The following is a 25,270-nucleotide window of genomic DNA, read 5'->3' on the forward strand; positions in this document are numbered from 1 at the left end:
TGCTTTTCTATACCAAACGTCTTCCGTATCTTCTTTATGCGCCGTATCCTTTTACTTATCGCTCTGCTCACAGCCTGTCTGGCTACACCCAGACAGGCACTTGCACAGTACAATAACTGGGCCTTTGGTTTCCGCATTGGCGAGCCTGCAGGCGTCAACATCAGAAAATATTTTGGCGAAAATCACGCTTTTGACCTCAACGTAGGTACGTATGGTGGCCTCTATGGCAACACCCGTGCCTACCGGAGTGGCTATTATAAAACAGTTGGTCTGAGTATTCAGGGACATTACCTCTGGCACGACCGTGTGCTGGGCAACGATAACTTTCGGGGGTATTACGGCTTTGGTGGTCAGATCAATAGCCGCCGGTATTACCCGGATCGGTTTGCGGCAACCAATGACTACGAAAGCGCTATTGCCCTGGGTGGGTCAGCGGTTGCGGGCCTCGAATATTTCGTACCCAACAAGCAGTACTCCATTTTCGCCGAATTAGGGCTTTACGCCGAAGTGGTGCCAGCTCCCCTGTTTTTGAGTGTCAGTTCGGGAGTTGGAGTACGGTTTAATCTTTGAAAAAATGTCAGGAAATGCGTGTCAAGTCTCAGAGTTCATGTGTCAAACGCACCACAGCTTTTGACACATGAACTCTGAGACTTGACACTAAAGAAATCCATGTTCAACGTATATAGTGCCTCTGCCGGGTCAGGAAAAACGTACACCCTGACCAAAGCCTACCTCACATTAGCCCTTGGGGAAGGCCGAATGGTGAAGGAAACTGACACGTTCAAAGGCACTTACTTCCGGAATATTCTGGCCATCACGTTTACCAATGCGGCGGCCAATGAGATGAAGGAACGGATTCTACGCGAAGTTTCGGGCATTGCGCAGAATAACCCGGATTCAAACCGCTTCCTGACCGAACTGACGGTTGAATTGACCGGTAAAACGGCAGATCATCCCGATTTTTCCGCGTTGACTGAGGTCATTCGCGGACGTTGTCGGCGGCTTTTCCAGTCAATTCTGCACCGCTATTCCGATTTCTCCGTTACCACCATCGACTCCTTCACGCAACGGCTCGTGATGGCGTTTACCGATGAACTGGGCCTCCCCTATTCGTTTGAGGTGGAAATGGATACTGACCGCGTGCTGGAAGTGGCCGTCGATAACCTGATCGAACGGGTTGGCACCGACGAAATGGCCGATATCACGACGATCCTCCACCAGATTTTTGAAGAAACGGCCCGCGAAGGAAAAAGCTGGAACCAGATTGCCGAAGCCCTGCGCGAGTTTGGTAACGTACTCACGTCCGATCAGCATTACGAAGCCGTTGGCCGCATTGCCGACCTCACACCCGGCCAGATCAGGACGATCAGAAAGCAACTGCTTACGTTCAGTGCCGATGTGGCCGACCGCATTCAGGACCATGGTAAAACCGCCTGGGGGCTGATTGCCGGAGCAGGATTAAGTGCATCTGATTTCAAACTGGGAGAAAAAGGCATTGGCGGTTTCTTCCGGGCCATAGCCGAAGGAGACACGCAGAAAGCTGCCAATGCAACGGCTACGAAGGCCGTTACCGACGGTGAGTGGTGTACGAAAACAACCACGGCCAGTACCCGTGCGGCCATCGATTCCATTGCCAATGCCCTCTGCGATTGTTTCTACGCCATCCGGGAAGAGCGCGAAGCCAACGAAAAACTGCTAACCCTTTACAAAGCCATTGACCCGCATTTGCAGAAAATGGCCTTACTGAAACAGATTCGCGACGAGTTTGTCGACCTGCTCCGGAAAGACAACCGCGTGCATATTTCGGAATTTAACAAGCGCATCAAGGCCATCGTAGAGACCGAACCCGTACCCTTTCTGTTCGAGCGGCTGGGCAGTAAATACAACCATATTCTGATCGATGAATTTCAGGATACGTCGCAGCTTCAGTTTGCCAACCTGATGCCGCTGATTGAAAACGCACTGGGCAGCGGGCATTTCAACCTGGCTGTGGGCGACGGTAAGCAGGCAATTTACCGGTTCCGGGGCGGCGATATGGATCAGATTGTGGCCCTGCACCGGGGGAACCTCCACAACTTACAGCGCCTCCACGGCCAACATACCTGGACCGCCGAACGCATCGACGCCCTTAACGGCCAGATCATTCCCCAGACGCTCGGCATCAACTGGCGGTCGGCCCGGCCCATTGTCAAATTCAATAACGACTTCTTCGATTTCGTTGCCCGTAAATATGCGCACATGAATCAGCGCATCGACGAGGTGTATGATGAGTTGAAATTATTTTGTCAGGAACCATCCCTGAAAGCGCCGGATAAGGCCCATATCCAGCTCGACTTTATCAATGCCGACGATCTTGGCTCCGACAGTAAGGTGGCCACCGAAATGGTGAAACTGACCATTGAGCACATCCGGCAGGCACAGGCCGATGGTTATTCATTTGGCGACATGGCCGTACTTACCCGCAGTCGGAAAAGCGCCCAGCTTGTTGCCAATGAGTTGAACCGGTTGGGTATTCCCCTCTCGTCGGCAGATTCTCTTTCGCTGCAGTTCTCCGAACCCGTTCGCCTGCTGATTGCGCTGCTGACGATGATCAGCCGCCCCGGCCAGCCGCAGGTGCGTTATGAAATGCTGTATCTCTACCACAGCGTCGTACACAACCGTGTACCCGACGATGAGCAAACGGAGCGGCTTCGGGACGTGGCCAGTGCTCCTGACGAATCGCCTATTTACGACTACCTTGCCAAAGACGGCTATGACCTGAAGCCGGCCGGATTGGCGCAGTTGAATGTGTATGAACTGGCCGAAAAGCTGGCGCACTGTTTCCACCTGTTCGACCGGCCGCACGATCAGCCATTTCTGTTCCGTTTCCTGGACGAAATACTGACCTTCGCCGGCCGCGAAAGTGGTCACCTGGCCGATTTCCTGACGCACTGGGAAACGGCAAGACTGAAAGTCTCCGTCAGTGAGGGACTTACCACCGACGCGGTGACGATTCAGACGATCCACAAAGCAAAAGGACTGGAGTATCCCGTCGTTATTATTCCCTTCGCCGACTGGACGGTTGACCCCAATCCGCGCGATACGATCTGGGTTGACCTCGCCAGTGTCGATACGGCTCCGCTGGCCGTAACCATGCCCGACGGTAGCCTGAGTCGCCTGATGAACGCACAGGTAACGCTGACACAACAACTTGATGCTACACCCGATGAGGTCCGCGAACAGTATGCCAACGAGAAAAGTCGCACGTTCATCGAAAACATGAACCTGCTCTACGTGGCGTTTACCCGGCCAACCGATCGCCTGTATATCATCGCTGAACGGAAAGAATTTGGCAACGTACGTGGGCAGGCAACGGCGGCCTACTGGCTTCACAGTTTTCTGCGCGACAGTGAGATAGCCCAGGAAGCGGGTTGCTGTTGGGAAGAAGGTCGCCGCCAGTACACGCTCATCAATGGTGTTGGGCCACGGAGCACCAGCGTCCAATCGCAAAGCGAGACCGATACTGAACGGGGGTCGATCGATCTGCAACTGATCCGAAGCGGCTCACGTGGTCAGAATATGCAATTACGCAGAATGGCCGAACGCGTTTTCGATACGCGCACGTTTGAACAGAACCGCGAACGCGACCGTAAACTGTGTGCGGCCCTGAGCCTGATCAAAGGAATTGATTGCATCGACAAAACGCTGGGCAGGCTCGTTCGGGAAGGCGTGATTCGTTCTGTTGAGGTGGCAGATCTTCACGAGGGTCTGTTGGCCATTGTCAACCACGTAGCTCTTACCGATGTGTTTGGCTACGATCGGCGCATCGACACAGACCGCAGTATCCTTACCCGCAACCAGGCGAAGGGCGCTCCGCATCGGGTCGTTCACCTGCCAAACGGCGGCGTTATTCTGGTGCAATACGAAAGCATTGGCGAGCAAACCGAATCATACCTGCCTACCTTTATCGACTTATACAAAGAAATGGGTTACTCGACCGTTGAAGGCCGGATTGTCTGGCTCGGGAACGTACCCAGCGTTGATCGTTTATGAAAAAACCGTTTCTGGGTTTATTACTCGCTGTTTCATTAACCGCACAGGGCCAGGTTGATACTGTTTCCCGCACAACTCAACCAGTTCATCAGTCGCCGTACTCGTTAAAAATAGGCCGTGAAGCTGCCCTACTGGGGGCTGGCGTCGTTTCATATGGTGCTGCGTACGTTTTCAACAAAAACCTGGACCCACTCACGGTCATTAGTGTTTCCCAATTAAATAAAGCCACTATTCCGGCCTATGATCGGTCGGCCGCCAATCATTACTCGCCCGATGCTGCTCACCTTAGCGATCTGACCCTGGGCGCCGGTATTGGGCTGACGGGCTTAGTTATTCTGTCGGCAAAAGCCCCGGCTAACGCTACCCCCGGACGTACCCAGATGGTTCCTGGCGAGCCTAAGCAACCCGTTTCCTATTCTTTTTTCAAGAGTGACCTGTTTACTGTTGGCGTGATGTACGTAGAAACGATGTTGCTCACCAACGGCGTAAAAAGTACCGTAAAAAACGCGGTAGAACGTACCCGGCCCTTTGCCTACAACCCGGCAGCGCCCCTCGCCGACAAGCTGGATAAGGATACGCAGCGGTCGTTCTATTCGGGCCACGCCTCCAATGCATTCGCTACGGCGGTATTCGCCGCCGAGATATTTCGGCACTATCACCCTGATTCTAAGGCAAAACCGTGGGTATGGGTTGGCTCTCTGGGGCTGGCTACGGGCACGGCGTATCTGCGGTACGAAGCTGGACAGCACTTCCCCACCGATCTGCTGGCAGGTGCCGCCATCGGCTCATTGGCTGGCTGGGGAATTCCCAGACTTCACGAGACCCGCCGCCATAACGGCCAGCCAGCAGGTCGCGCCAACGTGTCGGTTAACCCCTGGAGTAGCGGTTTTGCCAGCGGCTTATCTATTCGCTGGAGCATTTCGAGTTCCAGCGTTGTTACCGAATAAAGTTACCTTTTTTACAGGATACCCACCTGATGACAAAGATTACCGAACACATTCGCCGGGCTAACGGCAAACCCATTTTTTCGATTGAGGTGATCCCCCCCATCAAGGGCGATAATCTGAAAAATCTGCTCAACAACATTGAACCCCTGATGGAGTTCAACCCACCGTTTATTGACGTTACTTACCACCGCGAAGAGTACATCGAGCAACCCCAGCCCGACGGCACCATTCGGAAGATCGTTACGCGGAAACGGCCTGGTACGGTGGGCATCTGTTCGGCCATCATGCACCGATATAACGTCGATGCCGTGCCGCACGTACTGTGCGGCGGTTTTTCGCGCGACGAAACAGAAGACTTCCTTATCGACCTGAATTACCTGGGTATTGATAACGTGCTGGTATTGCGGGGCGATCCGGCCAAACCGTTCAAGACCTTCAAGGCAAAGGAAAACGGCTATTCATACGCCAGTGAACTGGTGGAGCAGGTAGCTAACATGAATCAGGGTCAGTATCTGCACGAAGAAGATACGGCTATGACACCCACCAACTTCTGCATCGGCGTAGCGGCCTATCCCGAAAAACATTTCGAAGCTGAAAACCACGATATCGACTTCGATTTCCTAAAGCAGAAAATTGCCAAAGGGGCTGATTACATCGTTACCCAAATGTTCTTCGATAATGCCCGCTACTTCGACTTTGTGAAGCGATGTCGTGAACATGACATCAACATTCCCATTATTCCTGGTCTGAAACCGATCAGCACCCGGAAGCAGCTCGACATTCTACCGCGTCTGTTCCACCTCCATATGCCCGACGACCTGGTTAATGCAATTAGTGCCTGCGAGAACGACGCCGAGGCCCGGCAGGTGGGTGTTGAGTGGAGCGTTCAGCAGGGCCGTGAACTGATAGCAGCTGGTGCTCCCGTACTCCATTTCTACACAATGGGTAAGGGCGATAACGTACAGAAAATCGCGAAAGAGTTGTTTTAAATTAACTGTAACAGAATAACTTGTTGCTTTAATTTTATCTCCGTCCCGAACATGTATAAACCACTAAATTTCGCTTTCTGCCTTATTGCCTCGGTTAGTGTCTGTATGGCCCAGACTCCAGAACCATCTAAAGATATGGCCACTGTGGTCTTCTATCGGCCAGCTCAATTTGCGCGGGCAGCGGTCAATTTCACGATTCGTGCCAATGGCACTGAATTGTGTCGTTTGAGTAATAAACGTTACTTCTCCGCTCAACTAAAGCCAGGCAAAGTCGAGTTTACATCGAATGCTGGTGGCTTGAATATTCCAGACAAAGACGGCTTAAGCCTGGATATGGAAGCCAACAAGGTCTATTATATTCAGGGCGATGTGAAGGTTCGATTCATGAGTGATAAACTCGTTCTGACGGAAGTAACTGAGTCTACAGCCAAAAAGAAGCTTCCGGAAATGAAGCCCGATAATTGCAACACGCCGTCAAATTAGACAGGTAGTTCAATACAGGAAGGTCAATGCTGGTTATGCATTGACCTTTTTTATGGCGGTAATACAGTTGATTCACGCTGAAAAGTATCAAGCTGCCCACAACAGTTTGTCAGCCAACAGACGATCAATCTCCGCAATCACTGTTGCCACGCGCGCGGCGTAATCAACGCCAGCAATCACAATATATCTAATGCCTCGCTCAGTTAGTGCCTGCTCAAAGAGAGCGTACATCTCGGCCCTGCGGTGACCCAGATCACGAAGACCATCGGCAACCCAGGGAACATCCGGATTAAGCAGAAAATAGGCATCAAATCTCTCACTGGCCGCTAGTTCGGTCAAGATTGCCGGGTGGGTCACGCCGTATATGGTGGCGTATAATTGCGTCGTAATCAGGTCGGTATCGCAGATCAACACCCGGTTCGCCTTCGGTATTGCCTGTTCTACGGCCGCTGTCTGCGCTACGGCAATTCGAGCATAGTCGTCAGCTGTCAGATCGTTTGACGTGATCAGATCGCGCGCCACTTCAGGTACGTATACGGTCTGGTAATGATGGGCCAGTTGCTGGGCCATCGTAGTTTTACCGACGCTTTCGGGGCCGTACAGGCACACGAGGAGAGGCTGAGCCATTCGAGTTCAGAAGTTGAGTGATGTCTGATTCAGCGATGGTCCGCACATCGGCGGGTTGCATGCCTTCAGCGGTTAATTGCCCGATGGCCCAACGCACCAGCCGGAGCGTAGGAAAGCCAACGGCAGCGGTCATTTTACGCACCTGACGGTTTTTACCCTCCGTCAGTGTCAACGAAATCCATGAGGTAGGAATGGCTGCCCGAAACCGAATCGGCGGAGTACGGGGCGGCAGATTTGGTTCATCGATACGACGGGCCACGGCTGGGTACGTATGGTGCGGCTTTCCGTCGACGGTAATCGTGACTCCTTCTGCCAGTTGCTGCAATGCCTCATCCGTAATGGCCCCGTCGACCTGCACGAAGTAGGTACGTTCATGCGCAAAACGCGGGTCGAGCAGCCGGTGATTAATCGATTTATCGTTCGTCAGTAGTAACAACCCCTCGCTATCAGCATCCAATCGCCCTACCGGGTAAACGTCCCGATCAAACGCAAACGACAGCTCAGCCAGCGTCTGTTTCCCCCCTTCCGGCGAAAACTGCGACAACATGCCGAAGGGTTTATAAATTAGATAATGCATAAGAGATTGTACTATAATAAGGTTTAAACATAGGTTTTCTGGGTTTAAACCTGTTCTATCTCCGCCCATACCGGGCCATGGTCGGAATGGACGGCGGTGGGATGATGACCGGCAGCCAGCAGGCGATCGCGGAGGGGCTCTGCCAGTGAAATATAGTCGATACGCCAACCTTTGTTGTTGGCTCTGGCCCCGGCCCGGTAGCTCCACCAGCTGTATTCGACCAAATCGGGGTTCTTTTCGCGAAAAGCGTCGATAAAGCCACTGGCAAACCACTTTGTCATCCAGGTACGTTCTTCGGGCAGAAAACCCGTCGAATTTTTGTTCCGAACAGGGTCGTGAATATCGATTTCGGTATGGGCAATGTTATAGTCGCCCACCACGATCAGGTTTGGTCGTGACTGCCGCAGGTTCTGCGCGTACTCGAAGAACTCGTCCAGAAACTGCATCTTGAAGCCCTGACGAAGGTCGCCCGACGTGCCTGAGGGGAAATAGCAGTTCAGGATCGTCAGATCGCCGAAATCGGTGCGGAGAACACGGCCCTCGCAATCGTAATGCGCTAGCCCACAACCCAGTACGGCCTTATCAGCAGGTATTTTAGCGAAGGTGGCTACGCCCGAGTAGCCTTTCTTCTCGGCGGCATGCCAGTGGTACGTGTAGCCAAGCTCATCGAGCAGGGTCAGATCAACTACATCGTGGGTGGCTTTCACTTCCTGGAGACAAAGCACATCGACCGGATTCTCACGCAGCCAGTCGATCAGGCCGTTTTTAATGGCCGCCCGAATGCCATTCACGTTATAGGTAACTAAGCGCATGGTGCAAAGAAAAGACTTTTTTTAGCCTCAAATCCGTTGTTACGAAAAGCTTCTCCCCCACTCTATGAAACTTCCGCTTAGCGGCCTTGCGCTTTTTTTGCTTGCTTCCTGTGCGGCTCCGCGCCCGTTGACGGCCGAGCTGAAACCCAACTTACTCAAAGCCAACAACCTGGAGGAGACCCTTAGCCGTCGCGATGAGGTCATGCTGGCTTATTCACTGGTGAGCTACGATGCCAACAATAAAGCGGTGGGTGTAGCGAATGGAGGTTGGGGTGTTCAGGTTATGACCAAAGGAGCTTCCGCCAACTTGAGTCAGGCTGCTACTCCGGTTCGGTTACCGATGCCAAAAAACGGGCGAATCGTCGCCTCAGTGGTGCTAATCGAAGTAGACGATTACAACCAGGCATCGGAATTACTCGGAAAAATTCAAAAGGTAAACACCGTTATCAGTGTGCCCGCCGGTATTCTTTTGGCCGGTGCTGAAGCGCTCACGCCACTCAAGTACGTAGCTGCCGGGCTAGCCGCTGCGGGGATGGGCCTGCAATTCGCCAATCAACTCGACGATGACGACGTACTGGGCCAGAGCAGCGTTGAACTGACCGACGCCTCCGTGAAGAAGTCTGGCAAGCGACGGATGCAGATTTCGGCTCACTTTACGGGGCAGCACCTCCGCGATTCGTTCGACTATGATCTGACGTACGATCTGACTCTAAAAAACGTTAAAATAGAGCCGTCTGGCCAATAAGTCCTATCTTTGTTAGTTCGCAGTCGGCACTATTTATCGGTGTTTGACTGTTCTGAACGTAGCAAATCGTACATGCGTTTACCGGCTTCAAATTCATTGTTTTTGCGGTTATCTCCTTCCTCTTTCGGCACCCCGGCGGTCTGCCGGCTCACTGGTTCAGCCCTGCTGCTGTGGTTCGTCACCGCCTGTAAAACGTCGGCTCCCGTCGTAACGTCAGCTCCTGAGGCTGCTCCAAAACCGGTTGTGCTGTCTATCGGTAGCAATAAAGCCTTTTCCAGCGATGAGTTTTTCGATTCATTTACGAAGAACCAGCTTTCGGCTGACTCATCGCAACGGACCGACATCCGCAGCTATCTGGATCTGTATACGAACCTGAAACTGAAGGTTCTGGCTGCTGAACAGTCAGGTCGCGATACTACTGAGGCCTTCCGGGAAGAGATGGCAACGTACCGGAAGCAGCTGGCGCAGACGTACCTGACCGACAAAACGCTGGTTGAACAACTGGCCACCGAAGCGTATCAACGGATGCAACAGGAAGTACGTGCCTCACATATCCTGATTCCAGTTGCCGAAGAGGCCATTCCCGCCGATACGCTAGCCGCCTATCAACTGGCACTGGCCACCCGTAAACGCCTGCAGGATGGAGAGCCCTTTGCTACTGTAGCGAAACAGGTATCGAAAGATCCGACCGTGTCGAGAAATGGGGGCGACCTGGGCTATTTCTCCGTTTTCCAAACGATTTACCCCTTCGAAAACGCGGCGTATCAACTGCCCGTCGGTAGCTTGTCAGCGCCGGTACGTACCCGGTTTGGCTATCACCTCATTCAGGTGAATGACCGTCGCCCATCGCGTGGGAAAGTACAGGTTGCCCATATTCTGGTTCGCCTGTCGCCATCGGCCGAGCCAGCTGGCGTTGCGGCGGCCAAAGCCCGTATCGACGAGGTTTATGCCAAGTTGAAGGCGGGTGAGTTGTTCGAGACGCTGGCCCGGACTTATTCTGACGATGCGCAAAGCAAAAACGCGGGTGGTAAGCTCCCTCCTTTTGCTACTGGCCAAAACGTTCCGGCCCTGGAAGAAGCCGCGTTTGACCTGACCACGCCCGGTAGTTACAGCCCGCCCATCCGAACCAACTACGGCTGGCATGTGCTCAAGCTCATTGAGCGCAAACCGATCGAAACATTTGCCGAGTTAGCTCCGGCGCTCCGGCAGAAAGTAGCAACTGACAGCCGCTCTGAGGCGATCCGCCAAACCATGCTTCAACGCTTCAGCCGCGACTACAATGTAAAAGAAAACGAAGCTGTGAAGCAGGCCGTCTTGGCCAAAGCTGATTCAAGCCTGATTCAGGGGCGCTGGCGTATGCCGGTCAACCCGGACCCGTCGACTTTGCTGACTGTGAGCGGTGCTGGCGGGTTCAGCCTGAACGTACCAGCGTCAAAATTCTTTACCTACGTCCAGCAAAAGCAACTGCCGCGCACAGAAACGGGTCTTACTGGTCAGGGCATTATACAGCGCATGTATTCGCGATTCGTAGGCGATCAGCTATTCGCCGCTGAAGAGGCAAATCTGGAAAAAAAATACCCGGAGTTTCGAGCGCTACTGGCTGAGGTTCGCGACGGGGTATTGTTGTCGCAGATGATGGAAGAGAAAGTCTGGGAACGATCACTGAGCGATTCGACCGGGCAGAAGCAATATTTTGAGCAAAATAAATCTAAGTATACGTACCCAGCCAGAGCCGTAGCTACCATTATCGAAGCAAACGACGACAAACTACTAGCCGAAACGAAGGTCAGGCTGGCAACGAGTCCGTACGCGTTGAAACGGTCTGCGCCGGATCTTCTGTTTGAAGCAAACCAAACCGCACTTTCGCCTGCCAGACGCGATGCACTGTTTGAGGTACTGGTAACCATGGTAAAGAACCCAGCGTATGTGCTCGATGTAACGGCCTCGCGTGATGCGAACGAGAAAGACAGCACGTCGGCAGGCCGGTTGCGGTCGGTTGTAACGTACCTGACCAGTAACGGAGTTCAACTGGCTCGAATTAACGAGAAAGACTTACAAGGTGCTCGTTCAAACGGCGATGCAGCCCGACGGGTATCATTTACCTACCTGACAACCTCGAAGCAGGATGTAGCCCGCGTTCTGAGCGGTACCGTAACAGACGCTGTAACGATAACGGAGGGCATTTTCGCTAAAGGACAAAACGCCTATGTTGACGAACTTCCCTGGCAGACAGGTTCCAAGTCATTTGCGAAGGGAAACAAGGTGGTGCAGGTCACGATCAGCCGGATTGACCAGCCCCGTCCACGCACGTTCGCGGAGGCGCGTGGTGCCGTGATAAATGATTACCAGGCGTACCTGGAACAGCGGTTTTTAGCTGATCTGCGTCAGAAATATCCCGTTCAGGTGAACGAGGAAGAGTTGAAACGATTATTGAAATGAGTTTACTGGCTTCAGTAAACTTCCTTACCATAGATATGAACAAACTACAAACCGCATCGCTGAGCATACTGGGCGCTACACTGACGTTAGCTCAGGCGTTTAGCACGGGAGGATTCGCCACTCGAACGTCGGCCTTACCACAACCCGTTCAGACAGCTGCCGAACTGGCTATCGCCAGACCAGATACTGTTGGCGAGCCTGAAACCGTTTTGCTGAATAAGATTATCGCCAAGGTTGACAATTATTATGTGCTGAAGTCAGACCTGGAAGAAGCCTTGCAGTCGTATGCTGCCAACGGGCAGCCAGCCCCTCAGAAATGTCAGTTACTGGAAAGCCTGGTTATCAACAAAATGATGCTGGCCAAAGCCGAAATTGACTCCGTTGTGGTTGAAGATAAGCAGATTGATAGCCAGTTGGATAGCCGGATGTCATACATGGTTCAACAATATGGGTCAGAGAAGAACATCATTGAGCAGTTTGGCAAAAGTCTGGAAATGCTGAAAGGTGAAGTGCGCGTTCAGGTACGTGATCAGATGCTTACCCGCAAGATGCAGGAGACGATCACGCAGAAGACCAAAGTCACGCCTCGCGATGTGCTCAAATTTTACAACACCATCCCGAAAGACAGCCTGCCATACATGCCTGCTGAGGTAGAAGTTGGGCAGATTGTTCGGTATGCGGTCGTCACGAAAGCACAGAAAGAAACCTTACGTCAGCGACTCCTTGCGTTGAGAGACAGCGTATTGCATGGGGCCGATTTTGCCGTTCTGGCCAAAGCCAACTCAGAAGACGTGGGTTCGGGCGAGAAAGGAGGCGACCTTGGTTATGCTAAGCGCGGCATGATGGTGGCGCCTTTTGAAGGAGCTGCCCTGAAGTTGAAACCCGGCGAAATGTCGGACATCGTGGAATCTGATTTCGGCTTTCACCTGATCCAACTCATCGAAACCCGTGGTGCAGAGTACCACGCCCGCCACATTCTGCTGCGCCCAGAATACAACCGGCTTGAGGTAACCGAGCCCACGCGCTTCCTCGACAGCCTGCGCAACCTGATTCAGCTGGATAGTCTGAAATTCGAAAAAGCCGCTAAAGATTTTTCAGAAGACAAAGCTACGGCCGATGCCGGCGGTTTATTACGTGACGCTCAGTCGGGTAGCTCACGGATGGCTATGGACGGCACCATGGATTACGCCATGTTCTCCATTCTGGACACGATGACCGTAGGCAAAATCACTCCAGTTTTGCCCTATCGCTCCGACGACGGTAAAACTGGGGTACGGATTTTGTACTACAAAACCAAAATCGCCCCCCACACGGCAGATTACAAGCTCGACTTCGAAAAGCTACAGAACATAGTGCTGCAGAACAAGAAGAATAAAGCAATCGACGAATGGTTCCGCAAATCGGTGGGCGACGTGTACATTACGGTTGATCCCGAGTATACGAGCTGCCGTATTTTTGGTACTACCCAGACAACTGGAGCGCAGGCTAGTAATTAGGAATGATGAATTAAGAATGATGGATTAATTAACTAGCTTAGCCATTCTTGATTCATAATCCTCAATTCATCATTCTCAATTTATAATTCATTATTCCCTAATGCCTTATACATCCGACGTGGAGGCTGCAGAAGCCCTGAAAGACGCTTACAAGAAATTAAGTACCGAAATTGGTAAAGTCATTATTGGTCAGGACGAAACCGTGAGGTTGCTGCTGACAGCCATATTCTGTCAGGGGCATTGTCTGCTGGTAGGCGTACCGGGATTGGCCAAAACCCTGTTGATCCAGACTATTGCCGGTGCACTTGATCTGAATTTCAACCGGATCCAGTTCACACCGGATTTGATGCCTTCCGATATTTTGGGCTCAGAAACGCTGGATCAGGATCGTAATTTCAAGTTCATTAAAGGCCCCATTTTTGCCAATATCATTCTGGCCGATGAAATTAACCGGACGCCACCCAAGACGCAGTCAGCACTGCTGGAGGCGATGCAGGAGTATAAAGTGACGATTGCAGGCCAGAACTACGCCCTGGGCCGTCCGTTTTTTGTACTGGCCACACAAAACCCGATTGAGCAGGAAGGGACTTACCCGCTTCCAGAAGCCCAGCTCGACCGGTTCATGTTCAACATCTACCTGGATTACCCGTCCTATCAATCGGAGGTGGCGATCGTAAAGAGTACGACCAACGACCAGCGGTATCAGGTGCAACAAGTGATCACTGGTGAGCAAATCTCTGAATTCCAGCACCTTGTCCGTCGGGTACCGGTAGCCGACAATGTGGTCGAGTATGCCGTTAAACTGGTACACAAAACCCGCCCAAATACTGAAATGGCTGCAACAGAGGCCAACCAGTATCTGGAATGGGGAGCTGGTCCGCGCGCCTCACAGGCCCTGATTCTGGCGGCAAAATGCAACGCCCTGCTGGCTGGTAAATATTCACCCGATATTGAAGATGTTCGGGCAGTGGCTATGCCAATTCTGCGCCACCGTGTAGTGCGCAACTTCAAAGCAGAAGCGGAAGGTATTACGGTTGAACAACTGATCAAAAAGATGATGTAAGGTTCTTGCCTTACGAATAGCGTACAAAAAGTCGTAGGTCTGGAGTATGGTGATCGAGTATGCATACTTGACCACCATACTCCAGACCTACGACTTTTTGTACGCTATTTGTTCAGCTCTTCAACCTGCGCCCAGAAATCAAGATCAATTGCAGCCGGTTCGAACCGCACTTCGGCAAGGTCTGCTTTATGCCTGATGATCACCCATTTGGGCGCTTTATCTTCCGTTAGCTTCGATAGTGGTTCGGCATACTCCCGTTTGAAGAGCGCTGGCATGTGCACCTGATCTGCATACCGTGTGGCCACCATGCCTTTACCCGATTCCAGTTGTGTTGCCACCAGTTGCTTCAATAATGCAGGTGTGACAAATGGCTGATCGCAAGGCATCACAATAAACGACTCGATGGTTGGCTGCATCAGAAAAAGTCCGGCCAAACCAATACGTACCGACGTTGCAATGCCATCAGTATAAGTAGGATTATCGATCAGTGTGACCCCCAGGCCGTCTAATTCTGGTGCCACCTGTTCACGGCGATCTCCCAGGACCACCACCACCGGACCACCCAGATCTGCAGCCAGAGCCAGTTGGGCAGCGTTACGCACTAACGATGTCCCGTTTATGGTGAGCAACTGCTTGGCAATGCCCCCGAAGCGCTTCGACGATCCCGCCGCGAGTACAATAATGCCTGTTTTCATCTGGCCGATACTCACTAATAGACTGGAAATGTCAGCGCAACGTAGGTAAGGCCAGCACGGTTTCTGAACCGGTTATTACCATCAACCGTGTTTTTGACTGATGTGGTGTATTCTGATGTTAGCCATTGATACCCAACTTTTACACCGAGACGCTGGCCAAGTAATACGCGTGCATACACTTCTGTTGCCAGCGTTCCAATCGAATTGTCGCCCAGTAGCTGAAGGTTGGCAATTGTAGGCTTCGCCGTCTGGTTTACATTCGCTCCGGTGAAACGCGCCAGTGAATCTGCGCCAGCCGCCGTTTGACCGGCAACGAATTTGCCAGTTGAAGAAAGGTACTGGCCAACCCGGTTTTTACCCAGTGCTAATCCGAGTATATCTGCACTAGCTCCAATTTCCAGGAATTTGATGTGGATCTGCGCCCGAACCCCAAAATTCAACGACGTACCTGATGCAGAAGCCATTCGAAGTGTATCCAGATTGGCAGGTACTATTGGTGCCCCTAACGCATTAAAACCTGTTTTACCGCCGCGCGTCAGGTTTGCTGGTGCCGTTGTGTAATCAACATTGCTGGCATAATTTGTGCGAAATGTGGCCGTCCAGCCAACAGATAAAAACTTTTGCTTCGTTACATGAAGCAGCTGATAGTAGGTAAGTGATGGACTTATCTGTTCTTTGGCAAAGCCGGCTCCCAGGTCTACACCAGCGCTTAAGCGGTTTGAAACGGGTGATTGCGCCACCGATACTAACGGCAGAAAACAGATAAACAGAATTCGTAATTTGTTCATAGTCATAAATAAAGCCAGAGGCCGTGGCCGGGCAGGCCAACCTCTGACTGTTGTGTAGTCGCCGCAAATATACGGCTGATTTCGCGGCAAAGAGAAAGATACACTATACCAATGCCTCGAAAGCTGACGCCTGCTTCAATGTGCGTTCACTGCCTGTTTCAGGGTCATTGTATGTATAGTCACCAACCTGGATCGACACCTTTTTACCCAATAACTGATTCGTATCCAGCTCTTTTTTGGCTTCAGCCTCTACCCCGGCCGCCTGGCATAGCTCCATCAAGACGGGCATACCCGTTGGCGAGATATAAAAACGCTGGTTCACAAATCCATCTTCATTCTCAAAACGACAGGCAATAAATGGAATACCCTTATACTCGCTTTTCCCCTCGTCTATATTGGTGATTTCAACCTCGTGTCGGCCATCAGCCAGGAATGGTTTGTCCAGCCCTTCTTCTACATTAATTTTCATTACGCTGCGTGTTAGATTCGTACTTTGGTAACGTAAACTGACCATCAAGTGTTAGTCGAATACGATCAGAGAATCCTAATTAGCTAGATTAACTAGGCCACGGTCATATGTTTTTTGCTTCTTATTTTCATTAACCTATCCTGGAATGAAAGCCTATTGGCTACTACTATGGTTGTTATTTCAGCTGGCTGGATTTAGTTCGTCTGCTCAGGTACGGTCGCATCCAGTACCTACCTACCAGTTTATCATTACCGAACTGCCCGTGAATACCCCTCACGATGCGCAGCTGTTTTTGTCAGGCAATTTCAACAAGTGGAACTCTGCTCATCCGTCGTTTCGGTTCAATCGAATGATCGACGGCTCATATCAACTTACTGTTCGCACAGATCTGCCTCGTCTGGAATTCAAAGTAACACGCGGGACCTGGGAATCTGTTGAAGGGCAGGAGAACGGTAACGCTCGGCCAAATCATATTCTGTTCCGTTCTGCGAGCAAAAGCCCGGTTGAAGTAGACATTGCAATTCGGAGTTGGGAGGATCTCTCAGGTACGTTCCATTTTTACTCAATATATGATCTTCTGATGCTCTTTTCGGCATTTCAGGGGGTCTTGCTATTAATCGCCATACCCAGCATTCAGAACTATAACCGATCTGCCAACCGTTGGCTGGTATTGTTGTTGGGACTTACTTCGCTATTAGTATTCGTTCGCACAGTGGCAGCGTACCGCGATGTAGCCCAGGCGTATACTAAGTTACTTCTGGTGCCCGATCTTATTCTCTTCCTGTACGCACCCACTTTTTACATCTATCTTAGGAAGCTGTTATTCAACTCGTCGCGCCCGGCATCTGGATGGTGGCGGCATTTTATGCCTTCTCTGATACAGGTGGTCGTTTACATGCCTTACCTACTAAGCGATAATAAACTATTGCAGCTCAAAATCGTCAACAGAGATCCCTGGCTCTCCGGTTTGTTTATGGTGGCAGGTCTGGTTGGCCTGGTTTATAACTTCGGATACTGGCTGTTATGCCGAAGAGCTGTCAAAACCTATCAGGATAACCATGAGATGAGTTTGTCTACCGAACCACAGGTACACTACCTCAATACTGTACTCACTATTCAGGCTATTTGTCTGGGTTTGTGGTGCTTCTTCTTTGGCCTCGTTGCAGTTGGCCTCTACACAGACACAGACGTCCTGTCGATTGCGCAGAAAAATGTGGACCTGATCTGGCTGACCTTTTCTGCTATTATTTACTTACTGGGGTATTATGCTATTCATCAACCCGAGTTATTTAAATTACCGGACACTGAACATCTACCACTGCTGGAAACCGCGCCGCCAGCTGACGTTCAGATAATAGCTTCGCTTCATGCTCAGCCATCGGCAACGGCTCTACAAACAGAGCGTCTTGAACCAGCGAAAGAGGTTGCCCCAGCAATGGTAGTGGCTCCTACACCTACAGAATCGACCGAATCAGTTATAGCGCTTCGACAGCAGTTAGACACATACATGAAACGTCAGAAGCCGTATACAAATCCAAATCTAACCCTTGCGGAACTTGCCATTCGCCTTCGAATTCAACCGCATGTTCTCTCAAAACTGATCAACGAGGAATATCAGAAGAATTTCTTCGATTTTATAAATTACCACCGGATAGAAGAACTGAAACAACGGTTGAACGATCCGCAATTTCGTTCATATACGGTACTGAGTATGGCATACGAAGTAGGTTTCAACTCAAAAACGGCGTTCAACCGGTCGTTTAAAAAATTAACCAGCCAAACGCCCAGCCAGTATCTAAGTGTACACCCAACGGCCGTGGAATTGATAGAATAAATCCATTTTTTTAGACAGTAAGACAGATCGACGCGTGCCATTTTCATAAAATGGCACGCTTTTTATATTATAACTCACTGAATATCAAACAATCATACTAATAAATACCATTTTGGCAGCTATATAACTTCGTGAGGAAACTGGAACGACATGGACAAACTGAATATATTATTTTTGCAAGATAAAGTTGGCTCAAAATACTCAACAGGGCCTTCGCGTTTTTTCTTCTAACATTCAATACGTTAACCTATGAATTACCTCTCTGTCAGAAGGTTTTTCCAAACGGCAGCGGCGACTTGTAACAGTTCGCTAAAGGCGTTTATGGTGTTGATGCTGCTCGGATCTTATCCGGTGCTGGCGCAGGACCAAACAATTACCGGAACCGTCACTGAAGTAAACGGCTCTCCACTACCCGGTGTTACGGTTGCCCTAAAAGGAACAACGAAGGGCGCCAACACGGACGCTACCGGCTCGTTCCGCATTCAGGCTCCAGCTTCGGGTATACTGGTTTTCAGCTTTGTCGGTAAAATTTCACAGGAAGTTGCCATCGGCAATAAAACTACTGTAAACGTAGCCCTTGCCGATGATTCAAAATCATTACAGGAGGTTGTTGTAACGGGCTACGGTACGCAGCGCCGCAAAGACCTGACCGGTTCAATTGCCTCTATCTCCTCGGATGAGTTTCAGAAAGGAAATATTATTGCTCCTGAACAACTCATTGCCGGTAAGCTGGCCGGTGTATCTATTACCCCCCCGAGTGGTCAGCCTGGCGGTGGTAGCACTATTCGTATTCGGGGCGGATCATCGCTCAACGCCAGCAATGATCCGTTGGTTGTGATTGACAACGTACCTGTCGATAACCAGGGAATTTCCGGAGCGGCCAACCCGTTGAGCCTGATTAACCCGAATGACATCGAAACGTTCACAGTCCTGAAAGATGCCTCGGCGGCGGCCATTTACGGGGCTCGCGCAGCTAATGGTGTCATTCTGATTACGACAAAGAAAGGAGCCACAGGCGCTCCTAAAATCACATTTTCAACGCAGTTATCGCTTTCGCGCATTGCCAAGAAAGTATCGGTCCTGAATTCAGATCAGTTCCGGTCATTGATTAACGACGTAACACCTGCCACAGGCTTCACAACACCAGAGCAGCGTTCGCTAACAAGCGGAACCACCAGCACCGACTGGCAGGACCAGATTTATCAAACAGGTATCAGTAATGATAACAACCTGGCCATCTCGGGTGCATACAGGAACATCCCCTACCGTGTATCCTACGGCTACACGACACAGAATGGTATTCTGAAAACGTCAAACTTCCAGCGTCACTCAGTGGCCCTGAACCTGTCACCTAAGTTTTTGAATAACGACCTCCGGGTAGATATCAGCGCTAAAGGGTCAATTGTCTACAACCGCTTTGCCGATCAGGGTGCCATTGGTTCAGCAATCAGCTTCGATCCAACTAAGCCCGTCTATAGTGGCAATGATAACTACGGCGGTTTCTTCGAATGGCTCGACCCGACAACCGGGCGGCCAAACGGGCAGGCTACCCGCAATCCGCTGGGTTTACTGCTGGAAAAACAGGATCGTAACCAGATCAACCGCCTGGTTGGTAACGTACAACTCGACTACCGCATGCCGTTCCTGCGTGAACTGCGGGCTAACCTGAACCTCGGTCTTGACGCTTCATCGACGGATGGCCGTGTTCTTGTGCCAGCCTACGCAGCCTCGAGTTTTGGCCGTGGGCAGGGTCGTCCGGGCATCACGGGTGACTATGCCACTACCGGAGGCATTGACCGGATTTACACGCAGACCCGGACCAACAAGACGCTGGAATTCTACCTGAACTACGCAAAGGATCTGAAAAGCATTAGAAGTCGAGTTGATCTGACGGGTGGGTATTCGTACCAGGATTTTATCCGTGATGAACCAAGCTACGCCGATAACATTGCATCGGGTGCCCAGTACAATCCGGCGGGTAACCCATTCCGCACACAGTACACCCTGCTGGCGTTCTTTGGTCGCCTCAATTACACGTTCAATGATAAGTACGTGCTCACGGGAACAATTCGTCGCGACGGTACTTCCCGGTTTAGTCCGAATGCGCGCTGGGGTTGGTTCCCATCACTGGGGGCTTCATGGAGTGTAAAAGACGAGAATTTCCTGAAAGACTCGAAGACTGTTTCAGCGCTTAAATTGCGGTTAGGTTACGGGGTAACGGGCCAGCAGGATCTGCCGGCAGGGGTGAGCAACTATCCGTATCTGCCAACGTACCTGATCTCTGACCCAACGGCGCAATACCAGTTCGGAAACACGTTCTACAACACGCTGCGGGCTGGTGGATATGATGCCAACATTAAGTGGGAACAAACCGAGTCGATCAACGCCGCCGTTGACTACGCCCTGTTTGATGGCCGTATTTCGGGTAGCATCGATTTCTACGATAAGAAAACCAAGGACCTGCTGGCTGTTATTCCGGTAGCAGCTGGCTCAAACCTGACCAACCAGATTCTGACCAACGTTGGTAATCTGCAGAACCGTGGCGTCGAATTTTTGATCAACACGACGCCCATCCAGCGCGAAGGGTTGAAACTCGAAGTAGGTTTCAACTATACCTACAATGAGAATAAGATCACGAATTTGACTAAAGTGCCAACGCCAAACGATCCGGGCATTCTGGTAGGCGGCATTTCGGGCGGAACGGGTAACACCATCCAGATTCAGACGGTTGGTTACCCAACCAATACATTCTACGTAAACCGTCAGATATACAATGCCAATGGTCAGCCAATTGAGGGGGTATATCAGGATATGAACGCCGACGGCAGCATCACCGTTAACGACCGGTACCGGTATAAAACGGCTAACCCGGTACAGCTCTTCGGGTTTACCTCAAGCCTGGCGGTTGGTCAGTTCACGGCCAGCTTCGTATTGCGCGGAACGGCCGGCAACTACGTGTATAACAACGTTCGGGCGGGTAATGGAACCACGCAGAGTATGGTCAACTCACTGGGCTTCCTGTCCAATGCATCGACAAACGTGCTTGATACCCGTTTCCGTACGCAACAGTTCTTCTCTGATTACTACGTAGAGAACGCTTCATTCCTGCGTCTCGACAACCTGAACTTCGGCTACAACTTCGGTCGGGTAATTGGCAGCCGGGCTAACCTGCGCCTGAACGCCACCTTCCAGAACCTGTTCGTCATTACTAAATATTCGGGCCTCGATCCGGAAATTTCTGGGGGTATCGACAACAACTTCTACCCTCGCCCCCGCGTAGGCACACTGGGTCTGAATCTTGACTTCTAAACGACAAATCGAACCATGTTTAAAGTAACACTAAGAGTTGGTATGCTGGTTGCCGCAATGGCGGTGGCTACGTCGTGTGTCAATGACCTCGACCGCGTACCTAAGTATGAAGTAACCTCGGCATCGGTCTATGCCGATCCGGCCAATTACAAAGCTGTACTGGCTCGTTTATACGCTACCCTGGCCGTAAGCGGACAGCAGGGGCCCGCCGGTAAACCTGACATTTCGGGCATTGATGAAGGTACGTCGAACTACATGCGTCTGTACTGGAAACTCCAGGAGTTGCCGACCGATGAAGCCAAAATCGCCTGGAACGATGCCACCATTCAGGATATCAACAAGATTACCTGGACGTCGAGCGATGGTTTCATTACGGCAATGTATAACCGGATTTTTTATCTGATTTCGCTCTCAAACGAATTCATCCGCGAGACAACGGATGCCAAACTGGCTGAGCGCAGCATCACCGGTCAGGCAGCAACGGATGCAAAAACGTATCGGGCTGAGGCGCGTTTCCTGCGGGCAATGGCCTATTTCCACGCTATCGATATGTTCGGTACGGTTCCGTTCGTAACAGAAGCCGATGCGCCGGGTTCGTTCCTGCCACGTCAGGCAACTCGTCAGGAGTTGTTTACATACGTAGAAAGTGAACTGAAAGCCATTGAAACAGAGCTGGCAGCACCTGGCGCTGCCGAGTATGGCCGGGCCGACCGGGCTGCCGCCCAGGCCATTCTGGCGCGTTTGTATCTGAACGCGCAAGTGTATACGAGCACAGCTAAATACAGTGAAGCCATCACTTATGCGAAGAAAGTAATTGATTCGGGTGTGTACAAGCTGGAACCAACGTACCAGAACCTGTTTACGGCCGATAATAACTTATCCAAAGAGATCATTTTCCCGATCACTTTCGATGGCACGCGTACCCAGACATATGGTGGAATGACCTTCCTGGTGCATGCGCAGGTGGGTGGTTCCATGAACGTGAGCAGCTACGGGGTCAATGGCGGTTGGGCCGGCATCCGCTCAACCCAGAAACTGGCCGATGTATTTCCGGATGCAACAGCAGCTGCCGACAAACGCGGGGTGTTTTACACCGACGGGCAGCAACGCGATCTGAATGATCTGGGTACGTTCACCGACGGTTACGCCATTACGAAATACAAAAACGTAACCTCTACCGGTAAGCCAGGTTCTGACCAACAGTTTGTGGATACTGATTTCCCGCTGATTCGCCTGGCCGATATGTATCTGACCTACGCCGAAGCCGTTTTGCGCGGCGGAACCGGTGGCGATCAGGCAACGGCGATTAGCTACGTGAACCTGTTGCGTACCCGTGCTAAAGCAGCAGCGGTCAGTTCGATCAATCTGGATTTCATTCTGGCCGAACGGGCGCGTGAACTCTATTGGGAAGGGTACCGTCGGACTGACCTGATTCGTTACGAGCGGTTTGTTACAGGAACGTACCTGTGGCCCTGGAAAGGTGGCGTGAAGGAGGGGCGTGCTGTAGATGTCCGCTTCAATCTATATCCGATTCCGGCAACAGACCTGGTGGCAAATCCAACGCTACGCCAAAACGGCAGTGGCTATTAATAGATAGCGTCATGTTCTGCGTGTTGCGATTTTAGTGTCTAACACGCAGAACATTAACCAACTTAACAATCAACTCTATTGATATGAAATCGTTACTTAAAAGCTTCCTTGTTGTTGCGTCGGCATTGCTGACGCTGACGGCCTGTGAGAAAGAACAGGAAAAGCTCCTGCTCGATTTTTCGGCAGTACCGGTTGTGAGCGTTTCGGCACCCACGGTTGTGCTGACTAAAGACAACGCCGATAAAGACGCCCTGACCATCAGCTGGCCGAAACCAAACTACGGCTATGACGCCGCCGCCAATTATACGATCATGGTCGATAAAAAAGGCGGTGATTTCTCGAAAGCAGCTACGTTTCCCGTTGGCACAAGCCTGTCTAAAACCTTCAAAGCATCGGAGCTCAACAGCCTGTTGCTGGGCCTGGGTCTCGTACCGGCAACGGCTGGTGATGTTGACGTGAAAGTAATGTCGGCACTGGGTGGCCGTACGGTGTTGTCTTCAGCACTCGCGAGCGTGAAAGCAACGCCTTACCTGGACCGCCTCGACCTGAGTTCGCCCTGGGGTGTCGTCGGCGATGCAACGGCCAACGGTTGGAACGGTCCTGACCAACCGTTCTACAAGACATCTACGACAGGCGAGTTGGTATCATACGTGACCTTGACGGATGGCTTTATCAAATTTCGCACAAACAACGACTGGGCTTATAGCTTAGGTGGGGCTGCCGGTAAACTCACGGCAGATAATGGCCCGAATATCGCAGTGAAAGCAGGTACATATAAGATTACAATAAATCCCACTGCGCTGACGTATAAAATCGATCCCTTCTCGTGGGGCGTTGTTGGCGATGCAACAGCTAACGGCTGGAATGGCCCTGATCAGAATTTCTTCTATGACCCCTCTACCGATCAGTGGCGGGCCATTGTAACCCTCAAGGCAGGCGAGATCAAGTTCCGTCAGAACAATGACTGGGCTGTGAACTTCAGCGGTTTAAACGGTAAGCTCATTCAAAGCAATGACAATATAAAAGTAGCCGCCGCAGGTACGTACCTGATTACAGCTGATTTTAAAGCTACTGCGTTGACATACGCCATTGAAGCCTATAAACCCTGGGGTTTGGTAGGTAGTGCTACGCCTAAAGGCTGGGATGGACCAGATATTTTGCTTCTGCCAGATTTCAGTAAGGACGGCTACTTCTACGCCAATAACGTAAAGCTCGCAGATGGCGAAGTGAAGTTCCGGCAAGACAACAAGTGGGATAATAACTATGGCCTCACAGGCGGCGTCTTCGTAAAGAATAGTAGTGACAACATTAAGGTAACGGCCGGCACATACGATGTCGTATTTGATCTAACCAACGCATCAGCTCCGAAGTATAAGCTGATGAAGAAATAGTTGCTGATCAACAACGTACCCAATTCCTTTTTGGCCTGATATCACATTCGGCAAGTTTCAGTACATAAAAAACGGTTGGCTTCTATTGTAGCCAACCGTTTTTTGTGTACTGAATTGTCAATCCTTACTCAATCAGTACTTTTCGAATTCCACGTTGCTGTCCACTTACAACTTCAAGTAACAATACTCCAGGCACTTGAGCCGGTAGGTTTACGGTCTCCTGATGAATGCACCCCGTACCCAGTATTGTATGAGTAGGTCGCACAGCCCGCCCTTTTAAATCGCTTATCCGCAGGGTTGCCATCTGTCCGGCTTTCGTCTGGAAGAGCACAGTAAACTGTCCACTATTGGGGTTCGGGGTAACTACCACTTCCAGTGTCGTAAGGTCGGTAGCTGGCTCATCTACTGCCATTCTACCGTTACACGGTTCATCCGAAAACTTAAGGCAACTAGCCATTTGACTAACACTAAAGCCAGGGTTAGCCGTTACATAAGGGAGCCAGTCTTGGTTTACTGCCCCATCGTTGTTACTCCAAACCGCCCGCTTGCAACCGCCAGCGGCTGAAACCACAATCTTCACCGAAGGGTCACCGATACTAGGAGAACGATACGCCACCTGAGCACCGACAGTGTATGCTGAACAAGGGTCACTGCCGCCGCACCCCGACACGTTTAGGGTGATGCTAGTTGTGTTATTACCACAGCCGGGCCGAGAAACTGTTACGGCGTAGCTATAACTACCGTTCGCATTGGGCAAGGTGACGTTAACAGACTGACTGGTCTGCCCTGTACCATTTTAATTATAGGTAAGTTGGTCGCAATTAGACCCCGAACAGTTTACAGTGAGCTGAACAGTTTGCCCGCAGCCAGGATTGGCTACAGTTGACACTACCGATGGTGTAAAATTACACGACCCGACTGTAGTAGGGCAGCTAGCAGGTTCGAATTGGAAGGAGCGGCAGTCATAAAAGCTTTCCGACGTGT

Annotated in this window: 20 protein-coding genes; 13 read left to right on the plus strand and 7 right to left on the minus strand. The window is 51.2% G+C overall.

The window, feature by feature from the left end; genetic code table 11:
* Positions 1–36: 36 nt before the first annotated feature.
* The 5 genes from J2I46_RS03340 to J2I46_RS03360 all read left to right on the plus strand — a co-directional run bounded on the left by J2I46_RS03340 (position 37) and on the right by J2I46_RS03360 (position 6,451).
* Positions 37–570, plus strand: coding sequence for a hypothetical protein (locus tag J2I46_RS03340; protein WP_207327506.1), 534 nt, complete (start codon positions 37–39; stop codon positions 568–570).
* A 99-nt stretch (positions 571–669) separates the two neighbouring features.
* Complete coding sequence (locus J2I46_RS03345; protein WP_207327507.1) at positions 670–4,032, plus strand: UvrD-helicase domain-containing protein; 3,363 nt, start codon at positions 670–672, stop codon at positions 4,030–4,032.
* Positions 4,029–4,979: a phosphatase PAP2 family protein gene (locus J2I46_RS03350; protein ID WP_207327508.1), complete on the plus strand. Its 951-nt coding sequence runs from the start codon at positions 4,029–4,031 to the stop codon at positions 4,977–4,979. Before J2I46_RS03345 ends, J2I46_RS03350 begins: the two co-directional genes overlap by 4 nt.
* Before the next feature lie 29 nt (positions 4,980–5,008).
* Positions 5,009–5,968: a methylenetetrahydrofolate reductase [NAD(P)H] gene (metF, locus tag J2I46_RS03355; RefSeq protein WP_207327509.1), complete on the plus strand. Its 960-nt coding sequence runs from the start codon at positions 5,009–5,011 to the stop codon at positions 5,966–5,968.
* 105 nt (positions 5,969–6,073) lie between these two features.
* Positions 6,074–6,451 (plus strand): DUF2846 domain-containing protein, encoded by a 378-nt coding sequence (locus tag J2I46_RS03360; protein ID WP_207327510.1) that lies wholly within the window; start codon positions 6,074–6,076, stop codon positions 6,449–6,451.
* 87 nt (positions 6,452–6,538) lie between these two features.
* On the opposite strand, the gene J2I46_RS03365 is transcribed toward J2I46_RS03360, so the two are convergent.
* Genes J2I46_RS03365 through J2I46_RS03375 form a run of 3 tightly spaced genes read right to left on the minus strand, consistent with a single transcriptional unit; the run spans position 6,539 to position 8,467 of the window.
* On the minus strand, positions 6,539–7,078 hold the full coding sequence (locus tag J2I46_RS03365; protein WP_207327511.1) for an AAA family ATPase: 540 nt from the start codon (positions 7,076–7,078) through the stop codon (positions 6,539–6,541).
* The gene (locus J2I46_RS03370) at positions 7,029–7,655 is read right to left on the minus strand and encodes a pseudouridine synthase (RefSeq protein ID WP_207327512.1); all 627 of its coding nucleotides are present in this window, start codon (positions 7,653–7,655) and stop codon (positions 7,029–7,031) included. The genes J2I46_RS03365 and J2I46_RS03370 overlap by 50 nt, the downstream gene beginning before the upstream one ends.
* A gap of 44 nt (positions 7,656–7,699) precedes the next feature.
* Positions 7,700–8,467, minus strand: a complete 768-nt coding sequence (locus J2I46_RS03375) for an exodeoxyribonuclease III (RefSeq protein ID WP_207327513.1) — start codon at positions 8,465–8,467, stop codon at positions 7,700–7,702.
* A gap of 64 nt (positions 8,468–8,531) precedes the next feature.
* Between J2I46_RS03375 and J2I46_RS03380 the strand changes: the two genes are divergently transcribed.
* The 4 genes from J2I46_RS03380 (at position 8,532) to J2I46_RS03395 (ending at position 14,210) form a co-directional block, all read left to right on the plus strand.
* Positions 8,532–9,212, plus strand: coding sequence for a hypothetical protein (locus tag J2I46_RS03380; protein ID WP_207327514.1), 681 nt, complete (start codon positions 8,532–8,534; stop codon positions 9,210–9,212).
* Between the two features lie 102 nt (positions 9,213–9,314).
* Positions 9,315–11,651: a peptidylprolyl isomerase gene (locus tag J2I46_RS03385; RefSeq protein ID WP_229379465.1), complete on the plus strand. Its 2,337-nt coding sequence runs from the start codon at positions 9,315–9,317 to the stop codon at positions 11,649–11,651.
* A gap of 35 nt (positions 11,652–11,686) precedes the next feature.
* Positions 11,687–13,147, plus strand: coding sequence for a peptidylprolyl isomerase (locus tag J2I46_RS03390; RefSeq protein ID WP_207327516.1), 1,461 nt, complete (start codon positions 11,687–11,689; stop codon positions 13,145–13,147).
* Positions 13,148–13,247: 100 nt separating this feature from the next.
* Positions 13,248–14,210, plus strand: coding sequence for an AAA family ATPase (locus tag J2I46_RS03395; protein ID WP_207327517.1), 963 nt, complete (start codon positions 13,248–13,250; stop codon positions 14,208–14,210).
* Positions 14,211–14,314: 104 nt separating this feature from the next.
* Here J2I46_RS03395 and J2I46_RS03400 read toward each other — a convergent pair whose 3' ends face one another.
* The 3 genes from J2I46_RS03400 to J2I46_RS03410 form a co-directional block, all read right to left on the minus strand.
* A complete protein-coding gene (locus J2I46_RS03400; protein WP_207327518.1) occupies positions 14,315–14,905 on the minus strand; it encodes a nucleotidyltransferase family protein in 591 nt (196 codons plus the stop codon).
* 14 nt (positions 14,906–14,919) lie between these two features.
* The gene (locus J2I46_RS03405; protein ID WP_229379467.1) at positions 14,920–15,693 is read right to left on the minus strand and encodes a hypothetical protein; all 774 of its coding nucleotides are present in this window, start codon (positions 15,691–15,693) and stop codon (positions 14,920–14,922) included.
* A gap of 103 nt (positions 15,694–15,796) precedes the next feature.
* Complete coding sequence (locus J2I46_RS03410; protein ID WP_207327520.1) at positions 15,797–16,162, minus strand: hypothetical protein; 366 nt, start codon at positions 16,160–16,162, stop codon at positions 15,797–15,799.
* 145 nt (positions 16,163–16,307) lie between these two features.
* Between J2I46_RS03410 and J2I46_RS03415 the strand changes: the two genes are divergently transcribed.
* The 4 genes from J2I46_RS03415 to J2I46_RS03430 all read left to right on the plus strand — a co-directional run bounded on the left by J2I46_RS03415 (position 16,308) and on the right by J2I46_RS03430 (position 24,286).
* Positions 16,308–17,996, plus strand: a complete 1,689-nt coding sequence (locus J2I46_RS03415; RefSeq protein WP_207327521.1) for a helix-turn-helix domain-containing protein — start codon at positions 16,308–16,310, stop codon at positions 17,994–17,996.
* 249 nt (positions 17,997–18,245) lie between these two features.
* Positions 18,246–21,305 carry a SusC/RagA family TonB-linked outer membrane protein gene (locus J2I46_RS03420; RefSeq protein ID WP_207327522.1) on the plus strand — a complete coding sequence of 1,020 codons (3,060 nt, stop codon included), beginning with the start codon at positions 18,246–18,248 and terminating at the stop codon, positions 21,303–21,305.
* Between the two features lie 15 nt (positions 21,306–21,320).
* Positions 21,321–22,895: a RagB/SusD family nutrient uptake outer membrane protein gene (locus tag J2I46_RS03425; RefSeq protein WP_207327523.1), complete on the plus strand. Its 1,575-nt coding sequence runs from the start codon at positions 21,321–21,323 to the stop codon at positions 22,893–22,895.
* A gap of 83 nt (positions 22,896–22,978) precedes the next feature.
* A complete protein-coding gene (locus J2I46_RS03430; protein WP_207327524.1) occupies positions 22,979–24,286 on the plus strand; it encodes a SusE domain-containing protein in 1,308 nt (435 codons plus the stop codon).
* A gap of 124 nt (positions 24,287–24,410) precedes the next feature.
* Here the strand turns inward: J2I46_RS03430 and J2I46_RS33445 are convergent, their stop codons facing one another.
* Positions 24,411–24,743, minus strand: coding sequence for a T9SS type A sorting domain-containing protein (locus J2I46_RS33445; protein ID WP_374758073.1), 333 nt, complete (start codon positions 24,741–24,743; stop codon positions 24,411–24,413).
* Between the last annotated feature and the right edge of the window lie 527 nt (positions 24,744–25,270).

The sequence above is a fragment of the Fibrella forsythiae genome, assembly GCF_017353175.1.
Classification (GTDB): domain Bacteria; phylum Bacteroidota; class Bacteroidia; order Cytophagales; family Spirosomataceae; genus Fibrella; species Fibrella forsythiae.

Bases quoted from the DNA above. Each gene is read 5' to 3' on its own strand.
- J2I46_RS03340 (WP_207327506.1), top strand. From the start codon at position 37: ATGCGCCGTATCCTTTTACTTATCGCTCTGCTCACAGCCTGTCTGGCT.
- J2I46_RS03345 (WP_207327507.1), top strand. From the start codon at position 670: ATGTTCAACGTATATAGTGCCTCTGCCGGGTCAGGAAAAACGTACACC.
- J2I46_RS03350 (WP_207327508.1), top strand. From the start codon at position 4,029: ATGAAAAAACCGTTTCTGGGTTTATTACTCGCTGTTTCATTAACCGCA.
- metF (WP_207327509.1), top strand. From the start codon at position 5,009: ATGACAAAGATTACCGAACACATTCGCCGGGCTAACGGCAAACCCATT.
- J2I46_RS03360 (WP_207327510.1), top strand. From the start codon at position 6,074: ATGGCCCAGACTCCAGAACCATCTAAAGATATGGCCACTGTGGTCTTC.
- J2I46_RS03365 (WP_207327511.1), bottom strand. From the start codon at position 7,078: ATGGCTCAGCCTCTCCTCGTGTGCCTGTACGGCCCCGAAAGCGTCGGT.
- J2I46_RS03370 (WP_207327512.1), bottom strand. From the start codon at position 7,655: ATGCATTATCTAATTTATAAACCCTTCGGCATGTTGTCGCAGTTTTCG.
- J2I46_RS03375 (WP_207327513.1), bottom strand. From the start codon at position 8,467: ATGCGCTTAGTTACCTATAACGTGAATGGCATTCGGGCGGCCATTAAA.
- J2I46_RS03380 (WP_207327514.1), top strand. From the start codon at position 8,532: ATGAAACTTCCGCTTAGCGGCCTTGCGCTTTTTTTGCTTGCTTCCTGT.
- J2I46_RS03390 (WP_207327516.1), top strand. From the start codon at position 11,687: ATGAACAAACTACAAACCGCATCGCTGAGCATACTGGGCGCTACACTG.
- J2I46_RS03395 (WP_207327517.1), top strand. From the start codon at position 13,248: ATGCCTTATACATCCGACGTGGAGGCTGCAGAAGCCCTGAAAGACGCT.
- J2I46_RS03400 (WP_207327518.1), bottom strand. From the start codon at position 14,905: ATGAAAACAGGCATTATTGTACTCGCGGCGGGATCGTCGAAGCGCTTC.
- J2I46_RS03405 (WP_229379467.1), bottom strand. From the start codon at position 15,693: ATGAACAAATTACGAATTCTGTTTATCTGTTTTCTGCCGTTAGTATCG.
- J2I46_RS03410 (WP_207327520.1), bottom strand. From the start codon at position 16,162: ATGAAAATTAATGTAGAAGAAGGGCTGGACAAACCATTCCTGGCTGAT.
- J2I46_RS03415 (WP_207327521.1), top strand. From the start codon at position 16,308: ATGAAAGCCTATTGGCTACTACTATGGTTGTTATTTCAGCTGGCTGGA.
- J2I46_RS03420 (WP_207327522.1), top strand. From the start codon at position 18,246: ATGAATTACCTCTCTGTCAGAAGGTTTTTCCAAACGGCAGCGGCGACT.
- J2I46_RS03425 (WP_207327523.1), top strand. From the start codon at position 21,321: ATGTTTAAAGTAACACTAAGAGTTGGTATGCTGGTTGCCGCAATGGCG.
- J2I46_RS03430 (WP_207327524.1), top strand. From the start codon at position 22,979: ATGAAATCGTTACTTAAAAGCTTCCTTGTTGTTGCGTCGGCATTGCTG.
- J2I46_RS33445 (WP_374758073.1), bottom strand. From the start codon at position 24,743: ATGGCTAGTTGCCTTAAGTTTTCGGATGAACCGTGTAACGGTAGAATG.